The sequence below is a fragment of the Dysgonomonas sp. 521 genome, from assembly GCF_010501055.1.
Classification (GTDB): domain Bacteria; phylum Bacteroidota; class Bacteroidia; order Bacteroidales; family Dysgonomonadaceae; genus Dysgonomonas.
Window position 1 is genome coordinate 13392 of the sequence record NZ_QVMO01000041.1, and the last position, 22595, is coordinate 35986.

General features: G+C 42.0%; 30 protein-coding genes and 1 pseudogene. 12 read left to right on the forward strand and 19 right to left on the reverse strand.

Features of this window, described 5'->3' with window-relative positions; genetic code table 11:
* Positions 1-158 precede the first annotated feature (158 nt).
* The 3 genes from D0T84_RS12465 to D0T84_RS12475 are packed head-to-tail and all read left to right on the forward strand — an operon-like array spanning position 159 to position 3100.
* A complete protein-coding gene (locus D0T84_RS12465) occupies positions 159-1379 on the forward strand; it encodes a site-specific integrase (protein WP_163308203.1) in 1221 nt (406 codons plus the stop codon).
* Between the two features lie 19 nt (positions 1380-1398).
* On the forward strand, positions 1399-2742 hold the full coding sequence (locus D0T84_RS12470) for a site-specific integrase (RefSeq protein ID WP_163308204.1): 1344 nt from the start codon (positions 1399-1401) through the stop codon (positions 2740-2742).
* Position 2743: 1 nt separating this feature from the next.
* Positions 2744-3100, forward strand: coding sequence for a protein-tyrosine kinase (locus tag D0T84_RS12475; protein ID WP_163308205.1), 357 nt, complete (start codon positions 2744-2746; stop codon positions 3098-3100).
* 51 nt (positions 3101-3151) lie between these two features.
* On the opposite strand, the gene D0T84_RS12480 is transcribed toward D0T84_RS12475, so the two are convergent.
* Entirely contained in the window at positions 3152-3460 is a 309-nt protein-coding gene (locus D0T84_RS12480) for a helix-turn-helix domain-containing protein (RefSeq protein WP_163308206.1), read from the reverse strand.
* Positions 3461-3463: 3 nt separating this feature from the next.
* Positions 3464-3754: a helix-turn-helix domain-containing protein gene (locus D0T84_RS12485; protein ID WP_185155736.1), complete on the reverse strand. Its 291-nt coding sequence runs from the start codon at positions 3752-3754 to the stop codon at positions 3464-3466.
* 472 nt (positions 3755-4226) lie between these two features.
* On the opposite strand from D0T84_RS12485, the gene D0T84_RS12490 reads away from it, so the two are divergent.
* The 7 genes from D0T84_RS12490 (at position 4227) to D0T84_RS22975 (ending at position 8955) form a co-directional block, all read left to right on the forward strand.
* The gene (locus D0T84_RS12490; protein ID WP_163308207.1) at positions 4227-4466 is read left to right on the forward strand and encodes a hypothetical protein; all 240 of its coding nucleotides are present in this window, start codon (positions 4227-4229) and stop codon (positions 4464-4466) included.
* 11 nt (positions 4467-4477) lie between these two features.
* Positions 4478-5470, forward strand: coding sequence for a fusion protein (locus D0T84_RS12495; RefSeq protein WP_163308208.1), 993 nt, complete (start codon positions 4478-4480; stop codon positions 5468-5470).
* 46 nt (positions 5471-5516) lie between these two features.
* Positions 5517-5945, forward strand: a complete 429-nt coding sequence (locus D0T84_RS12500; protein WP_163308209.1) for a PcfK-like family protein — start codon at positions 5517-5519, stop codon at positions 5943-5945.
* 3 nt (positions 5946-5948) lie between these two features.
* Positions 5949-7241 carry a PcfJ domain-containing protein gene (locus D0T84_RS12505; protein WP_163308210.1) on the forward strand — a complete coding sequence of 431 codons (1293 nt, stop codon included), beginning with the start codon at positions 5949-5951 and terminating at the stop codon, positions 7239-7241.
* 31 nt (positions 7242-7272) lie between these two features.
* Positions 7273-7947, forward strand: coding sequence for a hypothetical protein (locus D0T84_RS12510; protein WP_163308211.1), 675 nt, complete (start codon positions 7273-7275; stop codon positions 7945-7947).
* A gap of 8 nt (positions 7948-7955) precedes the next feature.
* A complete protein-coding gene (locus D0T84_RS12515; RefSeq protein WP_163308212.1) occupies positions 7956-8432 on the forward strand; it encodes a hypothetical protein in 477 nt (158 codons plus the stop codon).
* 157 nt (positions 8433-8589) lie between these two features.
* Positions 8590-8955, forward strand: a complete 366-nt coding sequence (locus tag D0T84_RS22975) for a hypothetical protein (protein ID WP_255495343.1) — start codon at positions 8590-8592, stop codon at positions 8953-8955.
* Positions 8956-9046: 91 nt separating this feature from the next.
* On the opposite strand, the gene D0T84_RS12525 is transcribed toward D0T84_RS22975, so the two are convergent.
* The 3 genes from D0T84_RS12525 to D0T84_RS22980 form a co-directional block, all read right to left on the reverse strand.
* Entirely contained in the window at positions 9047-9847 is an 801-nt protein-coding gene (locus D0T84_RS12525) for a hypothetical protein (RefSeq protein ID WP_163308213.1), read from the reverse strand.
* A 53-nt stretch (positions 9848-9900) separates the two neighbouring features.
* Positions 9901-11214, reverse strand: a complete 1314-nt coding sequence (locus D0T84_RS12530) for a hypothetical protein (protein WP_163308214.1) — start codon at positions 11212-11214, stop codon at positions 9901-9903.
* A gap of 106 nt (positions 11215-11320) precedes the next feature.
* On the reverse strand, positions 11321-11740 hold the full coding sequence (locus D0T84_RS22980; RefSeq protein ID WP_255495344.1) for a hypothetical protein: 420 nt from the start codon (positions 11738-11740) through the stop codon (positions 11321-11323).
* Between the two features lie 427 nt (positions 11741-12167).
* On the opposite strand from D0T84_RS22980, the pseudogene D0T84_RS12540 reads away from it, so the two are divergent.
* Both D0T84_RS12540 and D0T84_RS12545 read left to right on the forward strand, forming a co-directional pair.
* Positions 12168-12461, forward strand: a pseudogene (locus D0T84_RS12540) (hypothetical protein); the annotation flags it as partial.
* A gap of 84 nt (positions 12462-12545) precedes the next feature.
* A complete protein-coding gene (locus D0T84_RS12545; protein WP_255495348.1) occupies positions 12546-12968 on the forward strand; it encodes an HD domain-containing protein in 423 nt (140 codons plus the stop codon).
* Positions 12969-13023: 55 nt separating this feature from the next.
* Here the strand turns inward: D0T84_RS12545 and D0T84_RS12550 are convergent, their stop codons facing one another.
* From D0T84_RS12550 to D0T84_RS12615, 14 genes are all read right to left on the reverse strand, one after another.
* The gene (locus D0T84_RS12550; RefSeq protein WP_163308215.1) at positions 13024-13356 is read right to left on the reverse strand and encodes a CGGC domain-containing protein; all 333 of its coding nucleotides are present in this window, start codon (positions 13354-13356) and stop codon (positions 13024-13026) included.
* The gene (locus tag D0T84_RS12555; RefSeq protein ID WP_163308216.1) at positions 13353-14120 is read right to left on the reverse strand and encodes a GNAT family N-acetyltransferase; all 768 of its coding nucleotides are present in this window, start codon (positions 14118-14120) and stop codon (positions 13353-13355) included. Before D0T84_RS12555 ends, D0T84_RS12550 begins: the two co-directional genes overlap by 4 nt.
* Positions 14121-14212: 92 nt before the next feature.
* Positions 14213-14800, reverse strand: coding sequence for a M23 family metallopeptidase (locus D0T84_RS12560; RefSeq protein ID WP_185155737.1), 588 nt, complete (start codon positions 14798-14800; stop codon positions 14213-14215).
* A gap of 67 nt (positions 14801-14867) precedes the next feature.
* On the reverse strand, positions 14868-15320 hold the full coding sequence (locus D0T84_RS12565) for a DUF3872 domain-containing protein (protein ID WP_163308217.1): 453 nt from the start codon (positions 15318-15320) through the stop codon (positions 14868-14870).
* Positions 15321-15332: 12 nt separating this feature from the next.
* The gene (locus D0T84_RS12570) at positions 15333-15917 is read right to left on the reverse strand and encodes a conjugal transfer protein TraO (protein ID WP_163308218.1); all 585 of its coding nucleotides are present in this window, start codon (positions 15915-15917) and stop codon (positions 15333-15335) included.
* Position 15918: 1 nt separating this feature from the next.
* Positions 15919-16872 carry a conjugative transposon protein TraN gene (gene traN / locus D0T84_RS12575; RefSeq protein ID WP_163308219.1) on the reverse strand — a complete coding sequence of 318 codons (954 nt, stop codon included), beginning with the start codon at positions 16870-16872 and terminating at the stop codon, positions 15919-15921.
* Positions 16873-16938: 66 nt separating this feature from the next.
* Positions 16939-18273 carry a conjugative transposon protein TraM gene (gene traM, locus D0T84_RS12580; protein ID WP_163308220.1) on the reverse strand — a complete coding sequence of 445 codons (1335 nt, stop codon included), beginning with the start codon at positions 18271-18273 and terminating at the stop codon, positions 16939-16941.
* Positions 18245-18553 carry a TraL conjugative transposon family protein gene (locus D0T84_RS12585; protein ID WP_163308221.1) on the reverse strand — a complete coding sequence of 103 codons (309 nt, stop codon included), beginning with the start codon at positions 18551-18553 and terminating at the stop codon, positions 18245-18247. Before D0T84_RS12585 ends, traM begins: the two co-directional genes overlap by 29 nt.
* Before the next feature lie 5 nt (positions 18554-18558).
* The gene (gene traK, locus D0T84_RS12590; protein WP_163308222.1) at positions 18559-19182 is read right to left on the reverse strand and encodes a conjugative transposon protein TraK; all 624 of its coding nucleotides are present in this window, start codon (positions 19180-19182) and stop codon (positions 18559-18561) included.
* A 33-nt stretch (positions 19183-19215) separates the two neighbouring features.
* A complete protein-coding gene (gene traJ / locus D0T84_RS12595) occupies positions 19216-20319 on the reverse strand; it encodes a conjugative transposon protein TraJ (protein ID WP_163308223.1) in 1104 nt (367 codons plus the stop codon).
* Between the two features lie 3 nt (positions 20320-20322).
* Positions 20323-20943 (reverse strand): DUF4141 domain-containing protein, encoded by a 621-nt coding sequence (locus tag D0T84_RS12600; RefSeq protein ID WP_163308224.1) that lies wholly within the window; start codon positions 20941-20943, stop codon positions 20323-20325.
* 58 nt (positions 20944-21001) lie between these two features.
* The gene (locus D0T84_RS12605) at positions 21002-21262 is read right to left on the reverse strand and encodes a hypothetical protein (protein WP_163308225.1); all 261 of its coding nucleotides are present in this window, start codon (positions 21260-21262) and stop codon (positions 21002-21004) included.
* A 70-nt stretch (positions 21263-21332) separates the two neighbouring features.
* Positions 21333-21875, reverse strand: a complete 543-nt coding sequence (locus D0T84_RS12610) for a DUF3876 domain-containing protein (protein ID WP_163308226.1) — start codon at positions 21873-21875, stop codon at positions 21333-21335.
* Between the two features lie 48 nt (positions 21876-21923).
* Positions 21924-22595, reverse strand: a 672-nt coding sequence (locus tag D0T84_RS12615) for a TraG family conjugative transposon ATPase (protein ID WP_163308227.1), incomplete at its 5' end; no start/stop codon positions are given.

The window sequence follows — 22595 nt, forward strand, 5'->3', positions numbered from 1 at the left end:
TTTCTTAAAACGTCTTTCAAAAATAACCCTTTTTTCGCACTAACAACGAAAAGACGGGTTTTGAATACAAAATTGGAGTTTACTTCCTGTTGGCTCCATATTTTATATCACTGAAAATAACTCTGTTACAAGTAATTTTACACTTAAATAACAGAGTCATGAAACAAGAAGTAAAGGTGTCTTTCTACCTAAAAAGAAATGAAACGAAAAAGGATGGAAAAAGCCCTGTAATGGTAAGGCTTTCAATCGGAAAATTCTCCGAAACTATCTTTAGTGCAAAAATGACCGTTCCGGCAGACCTATGGGCATCCGGCCGTGCCACAGGTAAAAGCCATACGGCAATCGAGATCAACCTAAAGTTGGATGAAATCAGAGCATCCGCCCTGTCATATTACCGTGAACTTTCGGCAGTAAGGGACGGTGTGACAGCCGAAGATGTGAAGAATCTTTTGCTGGGCATGGCATCCGGGCAGGAAACCCTACTATCTTATTTCCGCACCCATAACGAAAATTTCGATAAACGTATCGGTGTAAACCGCAAAAAGGGCTCGGAAAAAGGATATTGGCAAGCCTTTAATCATCTTACAAATTTTCTGAAAGAAAAATATCGACTTTCGGATATTCCTTTCGCTGCGTTGGATAGGTCGTTTATTGATAAGTTCGATCTCTATCTAAAAATTGACCGTCGGCTTGCACTGGGTACGATTGTATTATTAACTACCAGGTTGGGCACTATTATCAGTGATGCTATAGCCGAAGGGATTATAACTAAAAATCCATTCATCGGATATGAAGCCGAACGACCAGAGCGGCAACAAAAATATCTTACCCGCAAGGAATTGAATAAACTGATAACAACTCCGCTTGCCACTCCCAAACAATATCTTATCCGTGATTTATTCCTCTTTTCGTGCTATACCGGAATCCCGTACTGCGATATGTGCAAATTAACTGAAGAGGATGTTTCTGTAGCCGATGATGATGTAGTTTGGATAAAAACATTCCGGGAGAAAACCGGGATAGAATATGAAATTCCTCTGCTCGAAATTCCTTTTCAAATTCTTGAACGTTATCGTGGAACGACATCCAACGGACGGCTATTACCGATGTATCTCAATAGTGAATTAAACAGGGAATTAAAAAATATCGCCCGTATATGCGGAATTTCCCGGCGGCTTACCTGGCATTGCGGAAGACACACATACGCAACAGAAATCACACTCTCACAGGGGGTTCCTATCGAAACCGTAAGCCGGATGCTCGGACATAACCAGATTAAAACGACACAGATTTATGCGAAAATCACCAATGATAAGATTGATGAGGATATGAAAGCATTGGAGAAACGTCTCGCCGGAAAATTCAAATTTGCTATTTAATGACTTAATATATTCAATTATGGAAGCAAGAAAAAAAGAAGATAAGAAAGAAAAACGGCGTAGCACGTTTGCAATATTATTCTATATCAACCGTACCAAAATCCGTAAGGACGGCATGTGTCAGCTATTGTGTAATATAAGTATTGATGCCGAATCTGAACAGGTAGGAACGAAAGTTTCCGTTAATCCGTCCCTTTGGGATTCATCGGCAGGTCGTGCTTCAGGACGTAGTCAAAATGCACTTCAAGTAAACAAGTCCATTGACCAGCTTACAGAACGCATTAAGAACCATCATAAAGAAATAAAGGATAGCTTGGGATTTGTTACAGCCGAACTTGTCAAGAACGCCCTGAAAGGTATTGCGCAAAAACCGCTTACACTACTGAAACTCTTTAAGGAGCATAATGATGAGTTTGAAAAACGTATTGGAGTTGATCGTAAAAAAGAAGCACATGCTCAGTATGTGGTGACTTATAATCATCTTTCGGCATTTATCAGGAAAAAATACGATGCCGAGGATGTAACGCTCCGCAGCCTTGACCTTCGTTTTTATGAAGATTTCGACCTGTTTTTAAGGACAGAACGAGGATTACAGCAGAAAACGGTACATCAACATTTATATACCCTCAAAAAAATGACAAAGCGGGCATTCAATCAGGGAACGCTCCGGCGCGACCCTTATATGAAGCAGTTCCCCGAATTGCCACCGTTAAAGAGCCGACATTTGAAACTGGAAGATTTGGAGAAGTTGATGCTGTGCCATTTCGACAGAGCCAATTTACGCCGAGCTCGCGATTTGTTCGTTTTTTCAACGTTTACCGGATTATGTCATGCTGACCTTAGAAGGTTGTCTGACGAGCATATTGAACAAGCCTCAGACGGAAGCTTATGGATACATATGAAAAGGCAAAAAACCGGAATTGATTTCAATGTGCGACTACTGGAAATCCCCCTGCAAATTATGGAAAAATACCGCACAGAGAAAAAGGATAAACATATATTTCATGTTTACGGACGTACTTATATGGGAAAACTTTTGAAAGAAATAGCTCAGATTTGTGGTACTGGACATATTTCATTTCATAAAGCCCGACATAATTTCGGAACGCATATTACCCTTTCACAGGGTGTTCCTATTGAAACCGTAAGCCGGATGATGGGGCATAAAAACATAACCACTACGCAGATATACGCCAAAGTAACCGACAAAAAGGTAGATGAGGATATGAAACGGCTAAGATTACGGACGGCATCCAAATCGAATAAAGTTACTTTGTATGAAGATGAATCGCTCCGAGCAGCTATCCGTTATCCCGGAGAAAGAAAGCAAAACAAGAATATTCACCCCTCAAATAATCAATAAAATGAATACTACATCTATCAAAATAGAAGAAGGACGGGTAACTATCCGTCCGGTGACGGGTGGCATTTGGCTTACCCAGCACGAAATAACAGACCTTTTCGGTGTTTTTATTTCAGCAATAGGCAGTAATATCCGTTCTATACTAAAAAATGAGATATTACAAGAAGATACAGTTTGCCGCCATAAGGATAACGGCAACGGCAGTATATTGACACTCTATAATCTGGAAATGATAACGGCGCTGGCTTTCCGGCTCAAATCCCGACAAGCACAGTATTTCCGTGAGTGGATTATCGAACAAGCATTACATCCTGTCATACTTTGGAAAATTCCCGGTATGGATGCTATGCTGAATTGATTGCTATATGCCGAAAACAAGAAACGACCCTATTTGTGGGTCGTTTCTTGTTTATACCAATTTCTGCTGGTCGATGGTTTGCCGTCGAGAATCTTCCAGATATTGCTGTATTTCAGATTCTTTATAAAGGATTTTACCACAGATCAAGTAATAGGGAATAGTTCCTGCGGAACGGTATTCCTGCAATGTTCGGCGGCTTACTCTCAATCGTTCTGAAAGCTCCCGGTCGGTAACGAATCGTTGCCCGTTAAAAGAACGACGGGAAGGAACTTCCAGTTTTTCAATCAGGCTACTTGCCTTTTCCAACCGCCGGAAAAGGTCGGCCACACGCGGATCGCTTCTTTCAATCAAATTATTCATAGCCTACATTTTTTTCGGTTGATGAGCCGAAGATTGCAGAAGTTTTTGCACATCTTCCGGTTTGTAACGTATCTTATATTCTATGCGGCTATAAGGTAGCAGCCCCTTTTCCCGATAACTTTGCAGGGTACGTTTGGTTATATCCAATATTTCGCAAACGTCCTGATTGTCCAGCCATTTTTTCAGACCTAAATCTTCCTGTCGGCGGTACAATCTTTCCGCCTTTTCCTCAATGTCTCCTACACGCTGCGCTAAGGTGTCGAAGACTTTTATACTCATACTAATTATTTCCATATTTCTACGTCTTGTATTCCCGGAGAAACAAAAATAGATATTCCTATTTATCTATTTACCGCTCTATTTTTCTATGGCATAGAGTGGCTACCAACTAAATCAGACTGGCAGCCAAGACAGATCAATCGCCCATAAATTCGGCGGTTGTAGAGATTGTTTTTCATAATAACCAATCACTGATATAGTTTTTTTCTACTGTTCCCTCGATATAACGTCTTCCTCATTCTTTGTATGCCTGGTAAGAGCCGGTTTTATTGATGGTTCAGTTGTCAGCAGCAAAGGTATTTCCGGCGTTCACGCCCCTGCAAGATCAAGCCGCCGTGCGGTTTTGCAAAAAATCTTCCTCTTTCCCTACGGGCGAGCGTATTTCCTGTAAAAATCTTGACATGGGCTAACGCCTACCTTTTTATAGCTCCTGAAACAGAACTCATCATACCGGCTCCGTCACGGCATAAAAAAAAAGTCAGACGTTATGAGAACAATAGAAAAAATACAAAGGAAACAGGAATCTATCAACCTTCCATCCAGCATAAAATTGGTGGTAAAGATAGTAGCGACCGCAGTAGGTTTCTATGTGTGGGGCATCGACTTTATTTGGGTGGTTTTGGGCGTGGTTTTCTGTTGGAATATCCTAAAGGGTATCGCATCCTGCCTTTTCTCTCTCATCGCGCTGATAGGCTTTTTCTGGTTTTTATTCACTTACATTTTTTAATCCCGACAGTTATGAGCAAAGTATTTTTATTAGGAGCAAACAAGGAGATAGACAGAGCCAAACAAGTGGTAGAGATTAATCAGATTATCCAAATGGAGGGTTATAGTTACGACAGGTATGTAGTGTACGAAATCCGCAAAAACGATTGGGGCATTGCTTACAAGTTGATTAACCAGCGGACAAAGGAATTTTATACTACCGACATTATTCGACCATTGAAAGAAAAATTCGGTATCGGTTATTACTATGACAGCGAGAACCCGCAATTCATGGACAGTTTCGAGGTGGCGATACTTCTTCAGCAAGCAAAGGACAAGAAGAAATCCGAAGACAAGAAAGCCGAGCAGGAAAAAATCAGAGTAGAACAGGTTAAGGAAATCGGGCGCAAACGCTTTGCCGAAATATTCCCCGAAGATGCACAGGCGGTTATCGTGGCACGTTTAAGACAAAACGAGAGCGACAGCTATACCGACTACTACTCATACAGCACACAACGGACGGTTATCATAGGTTTTTCAAAGCACAAAAGGGACTTGTTTTCCGAAATGCGTAAACACGCATCCAATTTTGAGGAAACCGCCTATTTAGCCGAGTTTAACGAGGATTACGAACACCGTGAAAAGTACAGTATGGGCGATGGTTATTACTTGGGAAAAAGCAAGTATAGCGGTTGGATAATCGAGAAAGAGCCTGTATATAACCGTGAACGCACGATTGAAGATTTTGCCTACACCGCAGGGAACGAAGATAATATACACCTCTCAAAGACCGATACAATGCCACAAAGCAAACCGACAGAGGAAAACACAGGCGGTTGCACATTGGTCGAGTATTCAGCCAAAGCAGTAGCCGTTTTCGGAGATACCAAGTCAATCAAAGACGAACTTAAAGCAATGGGCGGACGCTTTAACAGCCGATTGACATTCAACGGTAAGAAGTTGGCAGGTTGGATTTTTCCTAAATCCCAAGAGCAACGTTTAGCCTATTATTTCGGATTAAATTAAGTATTCACACGGGGTGGAGCAATTCGCCCCACAAATCCCAAGAACGATGAAAACAGAAAATAAAGCAACCGATTACTTCAAAGTAACGATACAGAGTTATTTGGAACAGAGAGCGCAGACCGATGAACTGTTTGCCCCTGTCTATGCCAAGCCGAACAAGAACATAGACGATTGTATAACCTATATTCTCAACTATGTGCAACAAAGCGGAATATGCGGTTTTTCGGATGATGAAATTTACTCCCTTGCCCTGCATTACTACGATGAGGATAGTATCGAGGTAGGCAAGCAAATCAACTGCAATGTGGTGGTAAACCACGCCATTATTCTGACTGATGAGGAAAAGGCACAGGCACGGCAAAAAGCCATTCAGAAAGTACAGGACGAAGCCTATGCCAAAATGAAACAGGGTAACGCCAAGCCGAAAGCCAAGCAACCCGAAGTCAATAATATACCCAACCTATTCAATTTTTGAGCCATGAAACCGCAGAATAAATACCAAAAACAAGTAGTAGAAGCGAGTAGAACCCTGCCGAAACTCACAAAAGAGCAAATTCAATGGGGTTATGAAAACGGTATCGACCATATCGGGCGCAGAACTGATAAAGGAGTAATAACCTGTACTAAATGCGGTCATTCGTGGCAGGGAGCAGGGTATTTGGTTGCAACATTAACGGACTGTAACTGTCCGAACTGTAATACCAAACTAAAGGTAGAAACCACCAAGAAACGAACATTCAACGCTCGTTACTACATGACAGTAGTAACCGCCCATGCAGGTTATCAGGTATTACGCTCTGTAATGCTATTCTGTTCGGTAAAGGTCGGAGAAACGCCTAAATACGACTATTCAGAAGTTATGCAACGGTGGATTGCTCCCAATGGTAAACATTGCACATTCGCAAAACTCCGTCAGACAATGGGTACTTGCTACTATGATGCGTGGATATTCCATACCGATTTGGAATTGCGTAGCGAAAACAGCAATAACAAGTTTTACATAAATGTATATGACAAAATATTTACAGGCGTGGTTTACCCCCGAATGAAGCTAATCCCCGAACTGAAAAGAACAGGCTACAAAAAGGGATTATACGGACAAAAGCCGTTAGACCTGTTCCGTACCCTGTTGACTGATAGCCGAGCCGAAATGCTTATGAAGACAGGATACACCAAGCTATTAAAACGCATCATGGACAGCGGTTGGAAGAATATCGACAAGTATTGGCAATCCGTCCGCATCTGCATCCGAAACGGCTACAAAATCAACGATGCAACACTTTGGTGCGACTATATAGACAATCTCCGTTTCTTCGGCAAAGACCTGTATAACGCCAAATATGTATGCCCGACAGACCTCAAAGCCGAGCATGACCGATATATGCTGAAGAAAGCCAAAGCCGATGCACAAGCGGAATTGGAAAAGCAACTTGAAAAAGAAGCCGAATTTAGAACGATTAAAGCTAAGTTTTTCGGACTTATATTTTCCGATGGGCGTATCAGTGTCCGTGTACTTGAAAGCGTACAGGAAATAGTAGCAGAGGGACAAGCGATGCACCATTGTGTAGGTGGCTATTCGACCAAAGAAGATTCCCTTATCCTTTCGGCAACCATTGACGGCAAACGCATTGAAACCGTAGAGGTATCTATTTCCAAACTGAAAGTTATCCAATGCAGGGGATTATGCAACAAAAACAGCAAGCACCATAATCAGATAGTTTCACTTGTAAACAACAATATGCCACTTATAGAACAACGATTGGCAGCATAACGAATTAATCATCAAAATAATACATAATGATATGAAAAGGTGTAGAATAGTAAAAACAGAGAACGGCTTTAGCGTAAGAGGTACAAACTTCCTTCATCACTGTGATGCAGATTTGTACGCCTACACGTTAGCAAACGCCATCAACAACAACAGGAAAATAATCTATGTTTCAGGCGTGGAAGAAGCCCTTGAAAAGTACAGGGAGTTAGAGGGAACAGGTAATGAAGATTGGTTGCGGTTGTGCTGGCGAAGGAATGCAGGATGCTATTTGCATACACACAATATCTACGCTCTAAAGGACAATGTAATACAGGATAACCCATACCAATGGTATAGGGATGCCGACCAATGGTGGGAGTTTATGACCAACGAAATAAAATCGGTCATTTCGGGTATAGACAGCCAAACGGCAACGGATTATCATTACCGTATATTTTGGGGTAAGGTGCAACAACAGGATAGAGAGAATATTCATACATATTGGAAACACTGTAAAGGTATAATAACACTTGACGAAGACGATGCGCACTCCTTGCAAATAGAAATCATTAGCGAATTGGCAGACCTGCAACTTGAAGCCGAGTATAACAAAGACCGTGAGGATATGTGCGACGAAAACGGCTCATTTTACGAAGAATATCAAGACAGGTTTAACGACATCTACGATGATATAGAAGACTGCCTATTAAATAATGCCTTTAAATAAATGATGATATGAAAGCAAAAGAAGTAAACGAAGAATTGATTGGAAAACGATGCAAGTGCGTATTTAGCGGACTTATGGTTACGGGAATAATCGAGGATATAAAAATAAGTGAACACACCGCAGAAGTATTGGTACACTACGATAAACCTCATCAATGGGGAAACGGTCTTTATCAAACAGGATGGTCATTTGCCCGTCTGCATGACGATTTCGGCTCACTCCGACACCTTGAAATAATAGATGAAAACTACAAAACCACTAAGGTAGAGTTTGCACGGAGCATTGAAGAAATAGACAAAATGTTTGCAGACGGATATAAAAATTGGGGTGCAGTAAACCTTAAAGAGTGGATAGACAGTTATGAAAGTACCCGTTTTACACAAATCGACACTCATACGGCTATTATCACATCTGAATACAATATGAACCATGTCAAAGAGTGGTTATCTGGTAATATCGCATCAACAATCCATGATATGATATAAGCCATGTATATACTATTCATTGGCTTTCGGAAATTGGGTGAGTTTCCGACCATACACGAAGCCAAGAAATACGCCCAAGAGAGCGAGGAAACAGGGGTTTTCTCGCTCATCGGAGAGAATTACAGGGATAGTTGGTATAAATCAAAAAATCAATGAAATGGAACTTAAAATTAAAGACCTCACAGGGGCAACAATCGAAGTAACCGATTTGGATGCTGCCATTGACGAATGTAAGCGTTGTAAAGACAGTCCATATAAAATGGAATGCGGACATACCGTAGGCGAAAATTATGCCTATATGTTGGAACAGCTACTCCCGATTCAACAGCAAAACCGTCGTTCACGTTGGTTAGAAGGTACTGAAATGCGTTATAATCAAGGCAAGCGTTTCACGAAAATGGACATTGCCTATGAAATTGGTCGGCATGAGCCGTATCATCCTGCATCCTTGTATTGGGATAGTTTACACAGGGAAGAACTTGTAACGTTCTTCAATGATATGTTTGGAACTGATATAACATAAACGGACGGCGGATTTTTTCCGCCGTTACTTTTTCCATGAGCCGGAGAATGAGCGGGAGAAAAAGTAACAAAAAGCCCTTAACTGAAAATTTCTATTTGAAATTGTTAACACGTTCAATATACTCATCTTGTTTTTCCTCAATAACGAAAAACATTATATACTCATATAATGCTGTTTTCAAATGGTCAACATTGCCCTTTATTAGAGCGTCATAGCAGTCATTAAAACGACTTAAATCCCGTATGCAATCAAAATCAGCTATCGTATATTCAATCTCACCACTATTGGGATTTACTTTAAAGAAGAAAGCATCAGGATATAATTCTATATTATTTTTAGATGCCTTTCCCATATCACCTTTAGCATAAAGCCAAAAAGAATTTAAGTTACTGATATAGCTTACTCTATTATTATACACCTCTCCTTCAGCACCTCTAACAATTTTTTTATCTCTTAATTGGTCAAAAACTCCTTCCTCTGCGACTTTATCAATGCCATTTTCTGATATTCTTTTGATAATTCCGTTGAAGTCGAACTCTTTACACTGCTCATTCTCAAATTGGGTGGGGCTATCAGAATTTATGATTTTCATAAATATATCTCCACACGTTGAACACCCCCGTACAGTGTTTGGGCTAACAAAATATCCACAGGATGTATCTGCATTCAGATCTTCAGCTTCAATCTCCTGTTCACTTATTTTGACATACTTTTTAAGGGTCGGTAAACCTGCTTTAGAGATAAGTTCAAATGCAGCTATATTTTCATCCACTTTACCCGGTTTACCATGTTTTCTCACAACGGAAACTTCTTGACCGTTCTCATTGATTGTAATACGTTCTACAATCCAGTGCCCCCCTTTACCTATAATATTACTCTCTTGGGGAATCATAATAATATACAACTAATCATTTTCCAACCAAATATTTCTATAAAAACTTAAATTCAAAATCGCCATGTAATCGTTTTCTCATTTAGTGAGAAAGGAGAACTAACTATTGTAAAAGAACATAAAGGTTCATCCCACGGAGCACCAATACATCCAGTTTTATCGTATTCACTTCCTGAACACATATAGTATAACGGACATATCTTATCTCTTCTCGGTCTGGTCATGTACGAGAACATTGCTTCTTGCGCAATAAGTTCCAATACATCAACCGATGATTCATCTTCTGCTGCACCTTCTTTTGTCGATTGGGGAAAGTGATAACCATTATTCAGTGTCTGAATATATGGAATACCGAAATAACCTACTATTGCATTTATATTATCTACTGATAATTTGTCGGGATCATACAATATGGTTAAATATGGAACCGCTCTATTGGATAGCCTAATCCGTTCTAATGCCTTGTCAATATAATCTAAATCCGCTTGTAGATTAGTGTCTAATGATTTTTTAAACCCATTAACAAGAATGTCAAAGTAATCCTCAATATTGTGCCCATTCCCTTCTTTATCTACGATAGTTTTAGTATCAACAAACTCACTAAAAATACTCATTCCATCCATATTCGGCTCTGCTGATGCTCTCGCCAGTAGCGAGATTAACTCAGAGCCAGGAGACATACTAAATAACGATGTATAACAAATACATATTAATTTTTCTGTATCATTGCATATATTGGAGAAGTGTTGATTGCATAGTATTTTAATAAGATTATAGGGGACATCATCATGTTCTGCATCTGCATCCACTAAACTTTGACACATAGCAGCCATACTCTCCTTTATGATATGTGCTCCTAAATCAATTTGTTCAATCCTTCCGTCTTCAAATTTTATAGTTAATTTGATATTTTCGCTATCGTTACCATGCAAGTTAACTACATTTTTTTTAATCGCTATCTCCTGATTACCATTGATATTCCATGACCTATCATCGTTAAACAAGAACGACCCATTTCCAAATTTAACCCGATCTATTTTCCTCTTTAGATTTTCAGAGTAGTCTATAATAATCGGAATTTCTAAATTATCGGAAGTAATTAAATGGGACTTAAATTCTGTCAATTCCTGATATCGGACAATACTGGTATATAATCCCCAATAAGTCGCAATGTTTTGAATATAATGAATGTACTCATGAACAAATGTTCCTCGGTCTTTAATAGATAAAAGTCCTACATCTGTATTAAAACTACCTTTCAAATAAATATAAAAAAAAGAGGGTTTATAATATCCTCTTAAATCCTTTAGTAAATCTTTTTCGGATACCCCTAAAACATCCAAATATTCCTGTATTGCTTTTTGCATATTTAATCAGTCTGCGATTTCTGCAAAAATACGCATAAAAAAACACCTGACAAAAATTGCTTGACAAGTGTTTTTCAATAAGTTATCAACCTCCGCTTATTCAGCTCTATTTCTTTCCGGAAGCCAGTGTTTTTTCCAATCCGTCCCATATATTCCCGGCTACATCTTGTGCCGTAGTTGGCTTCTCTGATTTGGCGCTTTTGCCGTCGCTATGCGTATTTATATGCGTTTTAACGTTGTCTGTTATAGAAAAGATATAGAGTTCGCCACACTGTAACAACACCTCAATACGAGCCTCAAAAGGAGATATAGACGTTATATCTTTATAAAGGATAACTGTCGTTTTTATTTCATCCGACAATTCGGATTCAAGAACATTAGCAGAAGGATGAACGCCCGGAAATTCAATACGGTCGTCTTTTACCTCGATACCATGCAGTCCAATGACTGACTGCAACAGATTTGTAACTTCTGAGCGGGTTAATCCGCCACAACTCTTTTTAGAAACTTCTTCGGATGTACTCATGTTCGTAATCTTAAAATCATTAAACGAAAACAGGCGCAAGAGTTACAAACACATCGGCTTTAGAGGCACAGCCAAGCGCCCGCCCACTGATAGTTCGTAATCTTACGCCCTTTCGATATATGATTTTGCACATATACACGATCAGGCAGAAAGAGAAACTATCATATTCGGGTGAGCTTTTGTAAATTGGCTGTTTTCTAAAGCCCCTAATATGTTGTTCTTTCCTACACTACGGACACGGGAATTTATTCGCCCCATGCCGGACTACAAAGATACATCTTTTTCCTAAATATATCATATTCCGGTCTTTGTATCTCATCCTATCTGGATATTTACAGCCCTCTTAAAATCAAAAGGTTTACCAAAAACTATTTGAATGCTATTTGCGTTTTAAGCAAATCCGTATCTTTGTGGTGAAGTATCAATTATGGCAGTAAAAATAGAAAAATGGGTGGTTGCCCAAAAGAAATATAAATTGTCCGACAAACACGTCCAAATGGCTCGTGAGTTAGGATTGAACCCCGATAAGTTGGGCAAGATAGACAACCATAAACAGGAACTGTGGAAAGCCCCGCTACCTCAATTTATTGAAGAAATATACTTCAAACGTTTCAAGCGGAAAGAACCTGCAACAGTCCGTTCCTTAAAGGATATTATTGCAGGCAGTAAAGTCAATAAGGAGCAAAAGAAAAGAGAGAAGGAACAAAAACGGAAAGAAAGATCCATTTATGCTACAAAATTAGAAGCTGTTATCAAAACTATGGAAATTGTTTTTGAATCCGTACCTTATGGCATCGACCATACAATGAAAGTTTTGGATAATGCCCGTCAGATTATAACGGAAGAAAAAACAGACCGCTTAAAATATGGAGTAATTATTGAATTAGCTGCCGTCCTGCATGATATAGGAGCGATTGAAGCCCAAAAGAAGCATGGTAGCATGGAAGGACATTTTCAGGAACTGGAAGGAGTACCCATTGCCGCAGAGATTATGCAGGAACAAAATTACGAACAATCTATTATTGATAGAGTATGCTATATCGTTGGTAACCACCATACGCCCGAAAACATAGACGATATTGATTTCCAAATACTATGGGAAGCCGACTTGATAGAGAATATGCAGATAATGGACTGCATTCAGAATGAAGTAACTCTAAAACAGTTTGTTGCAAATAATTTCAAAACACAGACTGGTAAAAATATTGCTTTAAACAGATATCGTTAATGTCAGACTGCATGAATATCAGCACAGGAACCGGCGTTCCCGATATTCGTTTAGATTAATGTGTGTAATCCAAAATTATAACATCATCGCCTATCTTTTTCTGAATACTTTTTTTCATCATTTCTGCATTGGGACAAGGAAAACCTATGGGTGTTCCTTTAAAAATACATGATGCAAAGGCTATTATTTCCGCTCCACGATCTACCAACATCTTGGCACGAGGAACTGAACGTTTGCCGGGGCATCCGCCACAAGTAACGAAACCTACTATTTCACATTCTCCATATTCGGCAAATGCAAGTTTACCACCTGTGGCAACCTTGAAACAGGTCGTTCCCGGACACATATCCTCTGTTTGCTGACAACGTATTATTCCTATTTTCTTCATATCTTTATTACTTTATCGAAACGACTATCCATACAAGCACTAAGGTCGGTGGTGACGAATTTTCCATTGTAATACAAGCTGAATATAGTTGCCGGAGTAGGAGAAGCTTTGGCTTCTTCCATGCAGGTAAATTTGATAATCTTCAACGGAAGATTTCTTTTCTGTGCCGTTTCCTGCAATGAATTTTGGATGTGATATTCCGTAAATGGACAACGGTTGGAATAATAAACCACTATACCATTCTTATCGGGGCATTCTCCGCTTAAGGTGCTCTCATTGAATGATGGAGTATCGGCTTCCGGCTTTAATTTCAGTGCGAGCAAGCTGAATCCAGAAGGAAGTGTTTGAACTGTTTCAAATCCTTGTCGGATAAACCATTTAGGATCACTCATAAAGTGAAACTTCTTTGTCCCGACTACGGTTACTAAACCCTCTTTCCCTTGTCGCTTTGCATCGTCGATGGCTGTTTGAAGCAGGGCTTTGGCATAGCCCTTCCCTTTATATTGTCCCGACACCCAGAAGCAGTTTATCATGAGCCAATTAGGAGCCTCGACAGGAACCCATGCCTTTTCTGCAGGAGTATATTCGATGAACACCTTTGCACGCTCGTCCAATCGTCTGAAAACATACCCGTTGTCGAACTCCTTTTTCAACCACTCCTTTTTCAACTCATAGCTGTCTTTACACTTTTTGTCGGAAAAGGCGCAGCAAATATGTTCTTTCCCGATATTCTCTTTATTTAGTGTAATAAAGGTTGCTTCCATGTTATTTTATTCGTATTTATTTCTTGCCTACAAAAATACCCATAAAAAAACACCTGACAAAATAGCTTGACAGGTGCTTCTCAAAGAGTTGTCTAAAGGTGCTTATTAAATAGGAAACCACACCACCCGGTCGGATTCAGATAGCGTTTCCCCTTCCTTATTTCATAATGAAGGTGATTACCTGTTGCTATTCCTGTATTACCAACACAGGCTATTTGCTGGGTTATACTTACCAAATCTCCTGTATTTACCATTGTTCTGCTTAAATGTGCATAGAACGAACAGAAACCGCCAGCGTGTTTAATCTCAATGAAGTTTCCATACCCAGAACAATAACCTTTGCGGGTTACAATTCCGTTTCCGGTGGCATACACAGGTGTGCCTTTAGTTTTTGGAATGTCAATCCCTGTATGAAATTTCCTTATCCTGTAAACAGGATGAACACGCCATCCAAACCTCGAAGAAATGCGTATTGGCTCCTTAACCGGAAAAATAACGGGATAGTCGCATAATTCTTCTATTGACATTTGCATTGAATCGACAACTCGCTGAAATTCATTTATAGAATATGCCTGCTTCGTACATTCTTCTATTTCTATTTTTCTATTCAGAGAACCAAACGGTTGTCCCGATGCCGGTAAACACAGCAAAACGGTTAAGAATATTATCAGGTATTTCATAGTCAATCTGTAATTAAAGTAAGTACCCGAAATAATCCGGGCACTTTACTTATTTTATTTTGTTGGACTATTCTTCCTCCGGTTCTTCATCCCCTTTGGCATTCTGAAACGAGAATGTTTTTTGAACTACCTGCCCGAATGAATCTTCAATGTACACGTCAATAACCTGCTGATCCGTGCTATGTGAAGTATAATAAAGTCGGAAGGTTGTTTTCTTCAACAAGTACAGGTCATTCGGTAGGAATACCGTACCGTCGTCCAGTCTTAACTCACCTTTTCCGTCAGGTTGGAAATAACGAATTTTGAACGCCGTTTCGCTGTAATTGCCTTCTCTGACTATCTGACACCTGACTTCAACAGTTTCACCTTCAGTAATCCGTTTCTGAACGGGCATTGTTTCCAAATCGAAGCTATACACCTGTTTCACGTCCAATTCATCATCACAAGCGGCAAACATTAATACGATGGCTGCCAGCCATGCCGTGAGCGCAAGCGCCCTTTTGAATGTTATCTTTTTCATTTTTTTCTGTTTTTAATTTATCATAAACCGAAGCCCGATACCGAACTGCGTATGGAAGTGTCCGCTTGATGTTCCCCAGAGAATACGCTCACGTCCCGTCAGAAGCAGGATAACCCTATCCGTCAGGTAGGTTTCAATCTCTAACGTAATCGCACCACCATACAGGAATCGGTCTTTATTTTGGATAGTTGAGCCGTCATACAATAGTTTGTCGCCCCAATTCACCGTTTCATATCCGGCCAGCGCCGATGCGCCGAGAGAGAAGAAAAAAGTCTTTGAGCCGTCGGAGAGAAACTTATAATAATAACCACCTTCTCCGGTAAACTGCGCCATAGGAATACGCCCGTCCTTATAGGGATAATAGCGGTTCAGATACTCCGCCCCGAACACCCATTTATTGGCGTTCTTTGCGTATGTACTCATGGCAATCCCGAAGTAATACCCCAATTCGTTGCGGTTGTCTGATGTATGAAAACCATCGACCATACCGCCCCTAAGTTCCAAGCCACGCATCCCTTTCAGGGCGCGTTGGGCGTGTGCTTTGCCTCCCATGACAAGACACAACGCCACTACAATAAAAAACACAGCCCTTTTCATATTACTTCGTTTTTAGTTCGTTGATAACCTTTGCACGTATCAAATCGGCATTTTCTACCGTAAAGGTCTGATGCCGTCCGCCCTCTTTCTCATGAAGTTCGATAACAAGGTGCTTATCGTCCGGGATTGTGAATTTCGGCAAGGTAAATATGGAGCGTTCACTCTTTTTTCCACCGATAAGCGTTACATTATTGTGCGCCCTGAGCGGCCAGATAACCTGCTCCTGAATGGCGGTACGCTTCGCCACCTTTTTATCTACAATCTTGAACGTGATATAGTCTACATCAAAAGGCACATTGGACGAGTTTTTCAGTTGCAAATGGAAATACAGTAATCCGTTATGCGAATAAATTCCTTTGAGTAGATACTGGATGCCGAAACGCTTACTGCCGATATGCTTCACTTCCCTGTCGTTGTTCTTATAGATAGACCTCATTATCAGTTTGACAAGCAAGGGTGATTCCTGACCGAGTTCGTGCATATAGATGTCCAGTGCATTATTCGGTCTATTGGTCGCTTCGCCGTCATGGATAAAATCGGTCATTTCGATAGAGAGCTTTACCGGTTCGTCGGCATACTTCACATTAAAAGTATAGTACGCTCCGTCTTCTGTAATTACCGCCAGATTACTCTCCCGGCTAAAATCACGCAAGGCGGCTTTTACACGCAACACGTTCTCCGTTCCGTCGGCTTTTGCTGCCAGCAGATCTGCCGAACCTAAATCCACATAGCGGATAGCGGACGGGAAAATGATATGCACGGTTTTCGAGAATGTTACCTCCAGCGCGTGGGGTGGAATCATCCGGTCGAATGTCAGCGGGCGGGTAAAGCCCTGATAGTAGTCGCCCGTTGTAGGGGTGGTCTGTGTTACTGTAACCGTTTCTTTGGTTACTTCCTGTGCGTTAGCCGCAAATACTGTCGCTACGAAAGCGAACATCAAAAAATACTTTTTCATTACTTGTTTTTTAAAGTGTTATAAAATGGAATTTTAGTGGCAGCCGCAGGCTGTTTTGTTATTATGTTATTTCAATGGAGGAAGTAACAGTACTTGATAACCTGCTTTGAGCGTTATTTTTACCGTTCGCATTTTTCGGCTGACATACTGTGATGCTCCCTGAATAGCACTCCGCCCCAAGTCGGCCAACAGTTGCGATCCGGCATCATCCGTTATTGTGATGCTACTTCCCATACCTGACCCCATATTGGCGGCAATCTCTTTGACGGCATTTATTTCCTCCGAGCCGGGAACGGAAATCCCTTGCCCGCCGTCTAAGTCATAGACCAGCAGTTCAACCGGGATAACATTTCCGGCGTGTTGGATGGCATTAATGGTAATGCCCATTCTTTCGCCAGTGATACGTGCCGAGCCGGTTACCACCGTATTGGCGGGAATACGATAATTCCCTGCCATCATGGGTTCCAATAGACGCAAACCCACTTCCTGCCCGTCGGTAATCGTTACTGTCTGATAGACACACGCCCTGATGCTGTTTTTTTCTTTCACATCTTCGTTTCCCGCCACTGTATTGAATCCCCAATTCCGGGGCTTGACAAATTCTTCCATAAAGACAGAATCCGGCATCGGGGCAGCCAGTAGCGATACTACATTGTGGCGTACCTGTGTAACAGGTTGTACGGCTACCTTGCCATTTGTCGTGTTGCCCACAGGCGTATTGCCACCGGAAGCCTGTTCTCCGCCGCCCATATAGCGGGCGGCAATAGCGTAGGATTTTTCAATCATCGCCAGTTGTTCTTCTTCGGAAGACTTACGTTCCTGTTCCTCTGTTAGCCGCTGTTCCAATTCCTGTATGCGTGCTTCCAAAGCAAGCTGCGCCTGTTCGTCCGTTTTTGTGGCGGGTTCTTCATAGAAATTACCTAACTGACGGTTTACATCCTGATAGGCGCTGTTTGAAGTCTGGAAAGCATTTCCACTTCGGGAAGGCGTTCGATTGCCCGACGTAGGTTCTTCGTAATAATCCGGCGATTGTGGAGTTATTTTCACCTGTTCTTTTCCGGTTTCATTTTCTTCGCCCAGGTTAAAGGCAAAATCCTGTAAGGAACGCATTTTTTCCTGTTGTTTATTTTGCATCGCTTCCTGCATATAGGCATCACGCTTATCAGACACAATACCGCTCTCTTTGGGTGTCGGCAGGTCGGTATTAAAACCAACCTTTTGTTCCTCTTCTTTCTCCCCTGACGGGGCGAAGATGAGCCACATCGACCCGGCGAACAGCAGGAACAATAGCGGGAAGATGATCATCTTCTTTCGCTTTTGTAGCTCTTGTGGCGTGAGTTCCTTTTTCTCTTTCTCCACCACAGGCTTTTCGTTATTCTGATTCAAATTCTCCGTACTCATAATTAAAATCGTTTACTTGTTTTACACTATCCAGCAGCGATTGCTTCTGCCGAAGTTCCAGTTCCAGCTTTTCGATATGCTGTATCTGCATCCTTTCGCCGTTTCCTTTACCGATATGGTAAATGGAAGAAATGGTGAAGTAGATAGACAGCCCGCTTAAAGTCAATACCATGAAAATGGTTATCAGTATCCGGGCATCCTTACTGAGCGACCCGCACGCATAGCGGAGTCGGTCGCTCACCCATTCGAAGGGATTGATCCGTTTCTTTTTCTTTGCCATGATTTTTACCGTGCTAATGTCCGCAGGTCGCGGTTTTCGATTATTTCAAACTTCTCCATCGTAAAACCGTGTGGATTGTTATCACTCCGTACCGAGTTGATAAGGTTACACCGGGTAACCAATGAACGCTCAGTGATATTACTTTCACGGATAATCATTTGCCGGGCGTAAGTCATGGCACGGTAGGGATAAGCACCCATATCAATCGCCACACTATCCACCTGAATGGTCTGGTTAATATTTCCCGACACAATCCGGTTGTAATACCCCTTTTCCTGCATGTCCTGATAATACGCAAAGGCACTTTTATCGACCAGAAACAAAGCCCGGTTGATATTGGATTCGATAGCCGAACGGTCGGGCGAGAGCGTGAAAAAGAGTTCGTGAAATCTTTTTATATGCTCTTTTGCTTCCACCGGACGGTTTTGAGATAAGTCTTGCGAGAGTGCCAGCATAAGGGATTTACCCTCGTCCAAAATGTAAATTTTCTGCCGCTGGGCTTCCGCAAACTGATAGGACTTGATTACGCTGAAAACCGCCACTATCGCACACAAACAGAGGAAAACAATACCGAATATCCGTATCTGTTTGAAACTGCTTTCTATATTTTTTAATGATTTAAACTCCATATTTTTAATGATTAAAATTGATAAATCGACGGTTTACGGTGTAGGGCCGCCACCGCCCCCTGTCTGGTAATTCTGTCCGTTAGGGCCACTACCGCCGCTTCCGCCACCACTACCACCGCCGGATGAACCGCCGGAAGATTTGCTGCCTCCACCCGCTGCTCTGCCCATTAGGTTTCCGGCGACAGCACCACCTACACCTGCCGTAAATGCTCCGGCACGGGCGATACCACCCATTGCACCGCTTGCACCGCCACCTGATTGGATAATCCATTCGGCTACGGTCGGTACGCTGAAATAGCCGATGATACCGATGATGAGGAAGATGATATACACACCATTACTTCCGTCCGGTATATAGGACGGGTCTTGGAGTGCGACAATATCCGCCTGAAGCATCAAAGCCTGTATTTTAGAGAGTACCGCCGAAAAGATGTCCGCCACGGGCAACCACAGGTACACACTGATATACCGTGCTATCCAGTTGGTCAGTGTGGATTGGAATCCGTCATAAATGGAGAGTGCGAAAGAGAGTGGCCCCAAAATAGCCAGGACGACCAGAAAGAAGGTACGCAAGGTATCAATGGTCAGTCCGGCTGCGTTGTAGAGCAATTCAAAGAAATCGCTTACAAGCTGTCGGAACCACATTTTTATATTATACCATGTGTGTTCCCACCACATCGACACCATTGTGCCGAGCTGACGAATGCCAAGTTCAGAGAATTTTTCCTCATACACCTCGTCATTTACAAGCCATTCTTTACCCTCACGCACCCGTGCCTCATATTCCAATGCATCCCGTTGTTGCTGTAATGATTCCACGTTCTCTATCTGGCTTTCCAGAATGCCGTGAGCACCCTTTACAACGGGCGACATAACGGCATTGATAGTACCCAAAACGATGGTCGGGAAAAACATTATACACAAACCAATGGCGAATGGTCTGAGGAGTGGAAATACGTCAATAGGTTCGGCGCTTGCCAGCGACTTCCATACACGATAAGCCACGTAGAACAACGCACCCAGACCCGCCACCCCTTTGGCGACACCGATCATGTCGGCACAAAGGGGCATCATGTCCTGATACAGATTCCGGAGAATCTGATGCAGGTTTTCAAAATCTACTGCTAACAACATCATGGCTTACCAGTATCTTTCCGTTGGTTTACCATAGAGCGCACGTACCCTCTCCATATCACCCTTTTGCTGGCTGCGGATAAATGAAATGGAGATATTCTTATTGGTATAATACTTGGTCAGGTTGCGGTAATCGCACATCTTGGTATAAATCTGATCTATTGCATCCATACGTTCCTTATCGGACAGCGAGAGTCCGTTGCCGGGTGTAACGATGTTTTTCAGTTCCGTTACCAAAGCCCCGCCTTCTTCCAACAACTTGGCATAACCCAGCGCGATAGCTTCCAGTTCGTTCACGCTGAAATTGGGATCGGATACCATTCTGTTGAATCCGCCGGAATACATATTGGTAATCTCGCTTATCATTTCGATAGTCAGCTTTACTTTGCGGGCATCTTTGATCAGGTTATTGACTGATTTAAGCGCATCGTAGTATTGCTTACCCTGCTCGTAGATTTTTACAGTTTCCTTTACGTTACTTACCAGATTGTTTACGGTAGCAGAGGATTTAACCACCTGTTGAATGTTCTGCACCAGATTGGACGGATCGAGAACCGCCCATTGTGCTTTCGCCTGAAATGTGAAGCCGAAAACGGCGACACACATTATTAAAATGAATCGTTTCATGTTTCTTACTTTTTATTTGTTTGATACTTCTTTTGAAAGGGAGAGCAGTAGCCGGTCGCTACTCCTCTGCCCTGTAATAGTCGCCATAGTCCGAAAGTGTCAATATGTCCCTTTCTGCATCGTATCTCAGTTGGATGCGCCCGTACAAATAGAAAAAGGTTACACCCCACCGATGCCACAAAGGACAGTTGAAAACCGTATGAGGATCATAAGAGAATTTAATCCGGTGATGATAAACTCCTGTGCGATAAATATGCACTTCCGGCATCCGGCTACTATCCCCGCCACAGCTTACCCATTTCCCTCTTATTTCTTCCAACAGAAAATATTGTTGGCATTTCAGCGGATCGGACGTACTCCTGTTTCTTTTGCACATGACCGTTTCCTCCCTACTTTATTTCTTCCGTCTGACGGGTATAGTCCGTACCCGGAGAAATCATTAATGTATCAGTTTGGGTATTGAGTGCGACCGATATAATCCGAACACAGTCTCCGTAAAAGATGATATCCCCGTCCATCCATATCAGAACATACCGATCATCGGACGGTCTTCCATTGCGTTTGAGGTAAGTGAGGACATAGTGTTCCCCTGCACGGGAAATTTCGATGCCGCGTCTGACATTATCTGCCATCCATCGACCGCACAAAAGGTTCATATCCTGCTCCTTACGACGGCGTTCTTCTGCATATCCACTTGTGAAAGGCCGCTGTGCAATTTCACTGAAAGAAACTCCTTTACTCAAAGGCGCAGGCTCCGACAAAAAACAATCTTTCACATCGAACTCTTCCATGAGTATATCAAAGGATTCACCCAAAGCCTTTTCTTCTCCTGAGCCTATATTCGGCAGGTATGCTTTCATCAGGATGCGGTTCATCCCTATCGCGTGAAGCAGCAACTTTTCCAGTTGCTCATTATTTAATTTTTCCAACATGATTTTTTGGGGGTTTATGGGGCGTTGGTCGCCCCGGTTTAATACTTGTTACTGCTTACTCTCGGCAAGCTGTTTTATCGCCAGTTCAATATCGCCGCCCAGCTTTTCAGCCAACTCCATTACTTCCATTTTTTCCGATTCCTCGGTTGTATAAGTCAGGTATTCCGACATGGAAACTTCGGTAGCATAGACAGCACTTTTCACACCGCCCAGACCGATCCAGACTTCTTTATAAAGCCTTGCGGGATGGTTAGACATATTGATGGAAAGTATCTGTGAACGCTCCTTATCAGTCAGTCCGAGTAGCGACTGGATAGCATCGAAGCGGTTCATGAATTTTCGTTGGTCGAGCAGTATCTTACAATCCGAATTATTGATGATACTCTCTTTTACCACTGGCGAAGAAATAATATCATCGACCTCCTGAGTAACCACGATTGCCTCACCGAAATACTTACGCACCGTCTTATACATATAGCGGAGATATTCAGCCATATTTGCCGACGAAAGTGCCTTCCATGCTTCTTCCACGATAAGTTGTTTTCGGACGCCTTTCAGCCTGCGCATCTTGTTCAGGAACGCTTCCATAATAATGATTGTGACCACGGGGAAAAGTTCTTTATTATGTAGGCTAAGCACCCAGCGCCGTATCATATTGCTATGGTCGGTTTCCAAGCACTCGCCTCCGAACCGGACGTACACCTTCCAGCGTATCCGGCT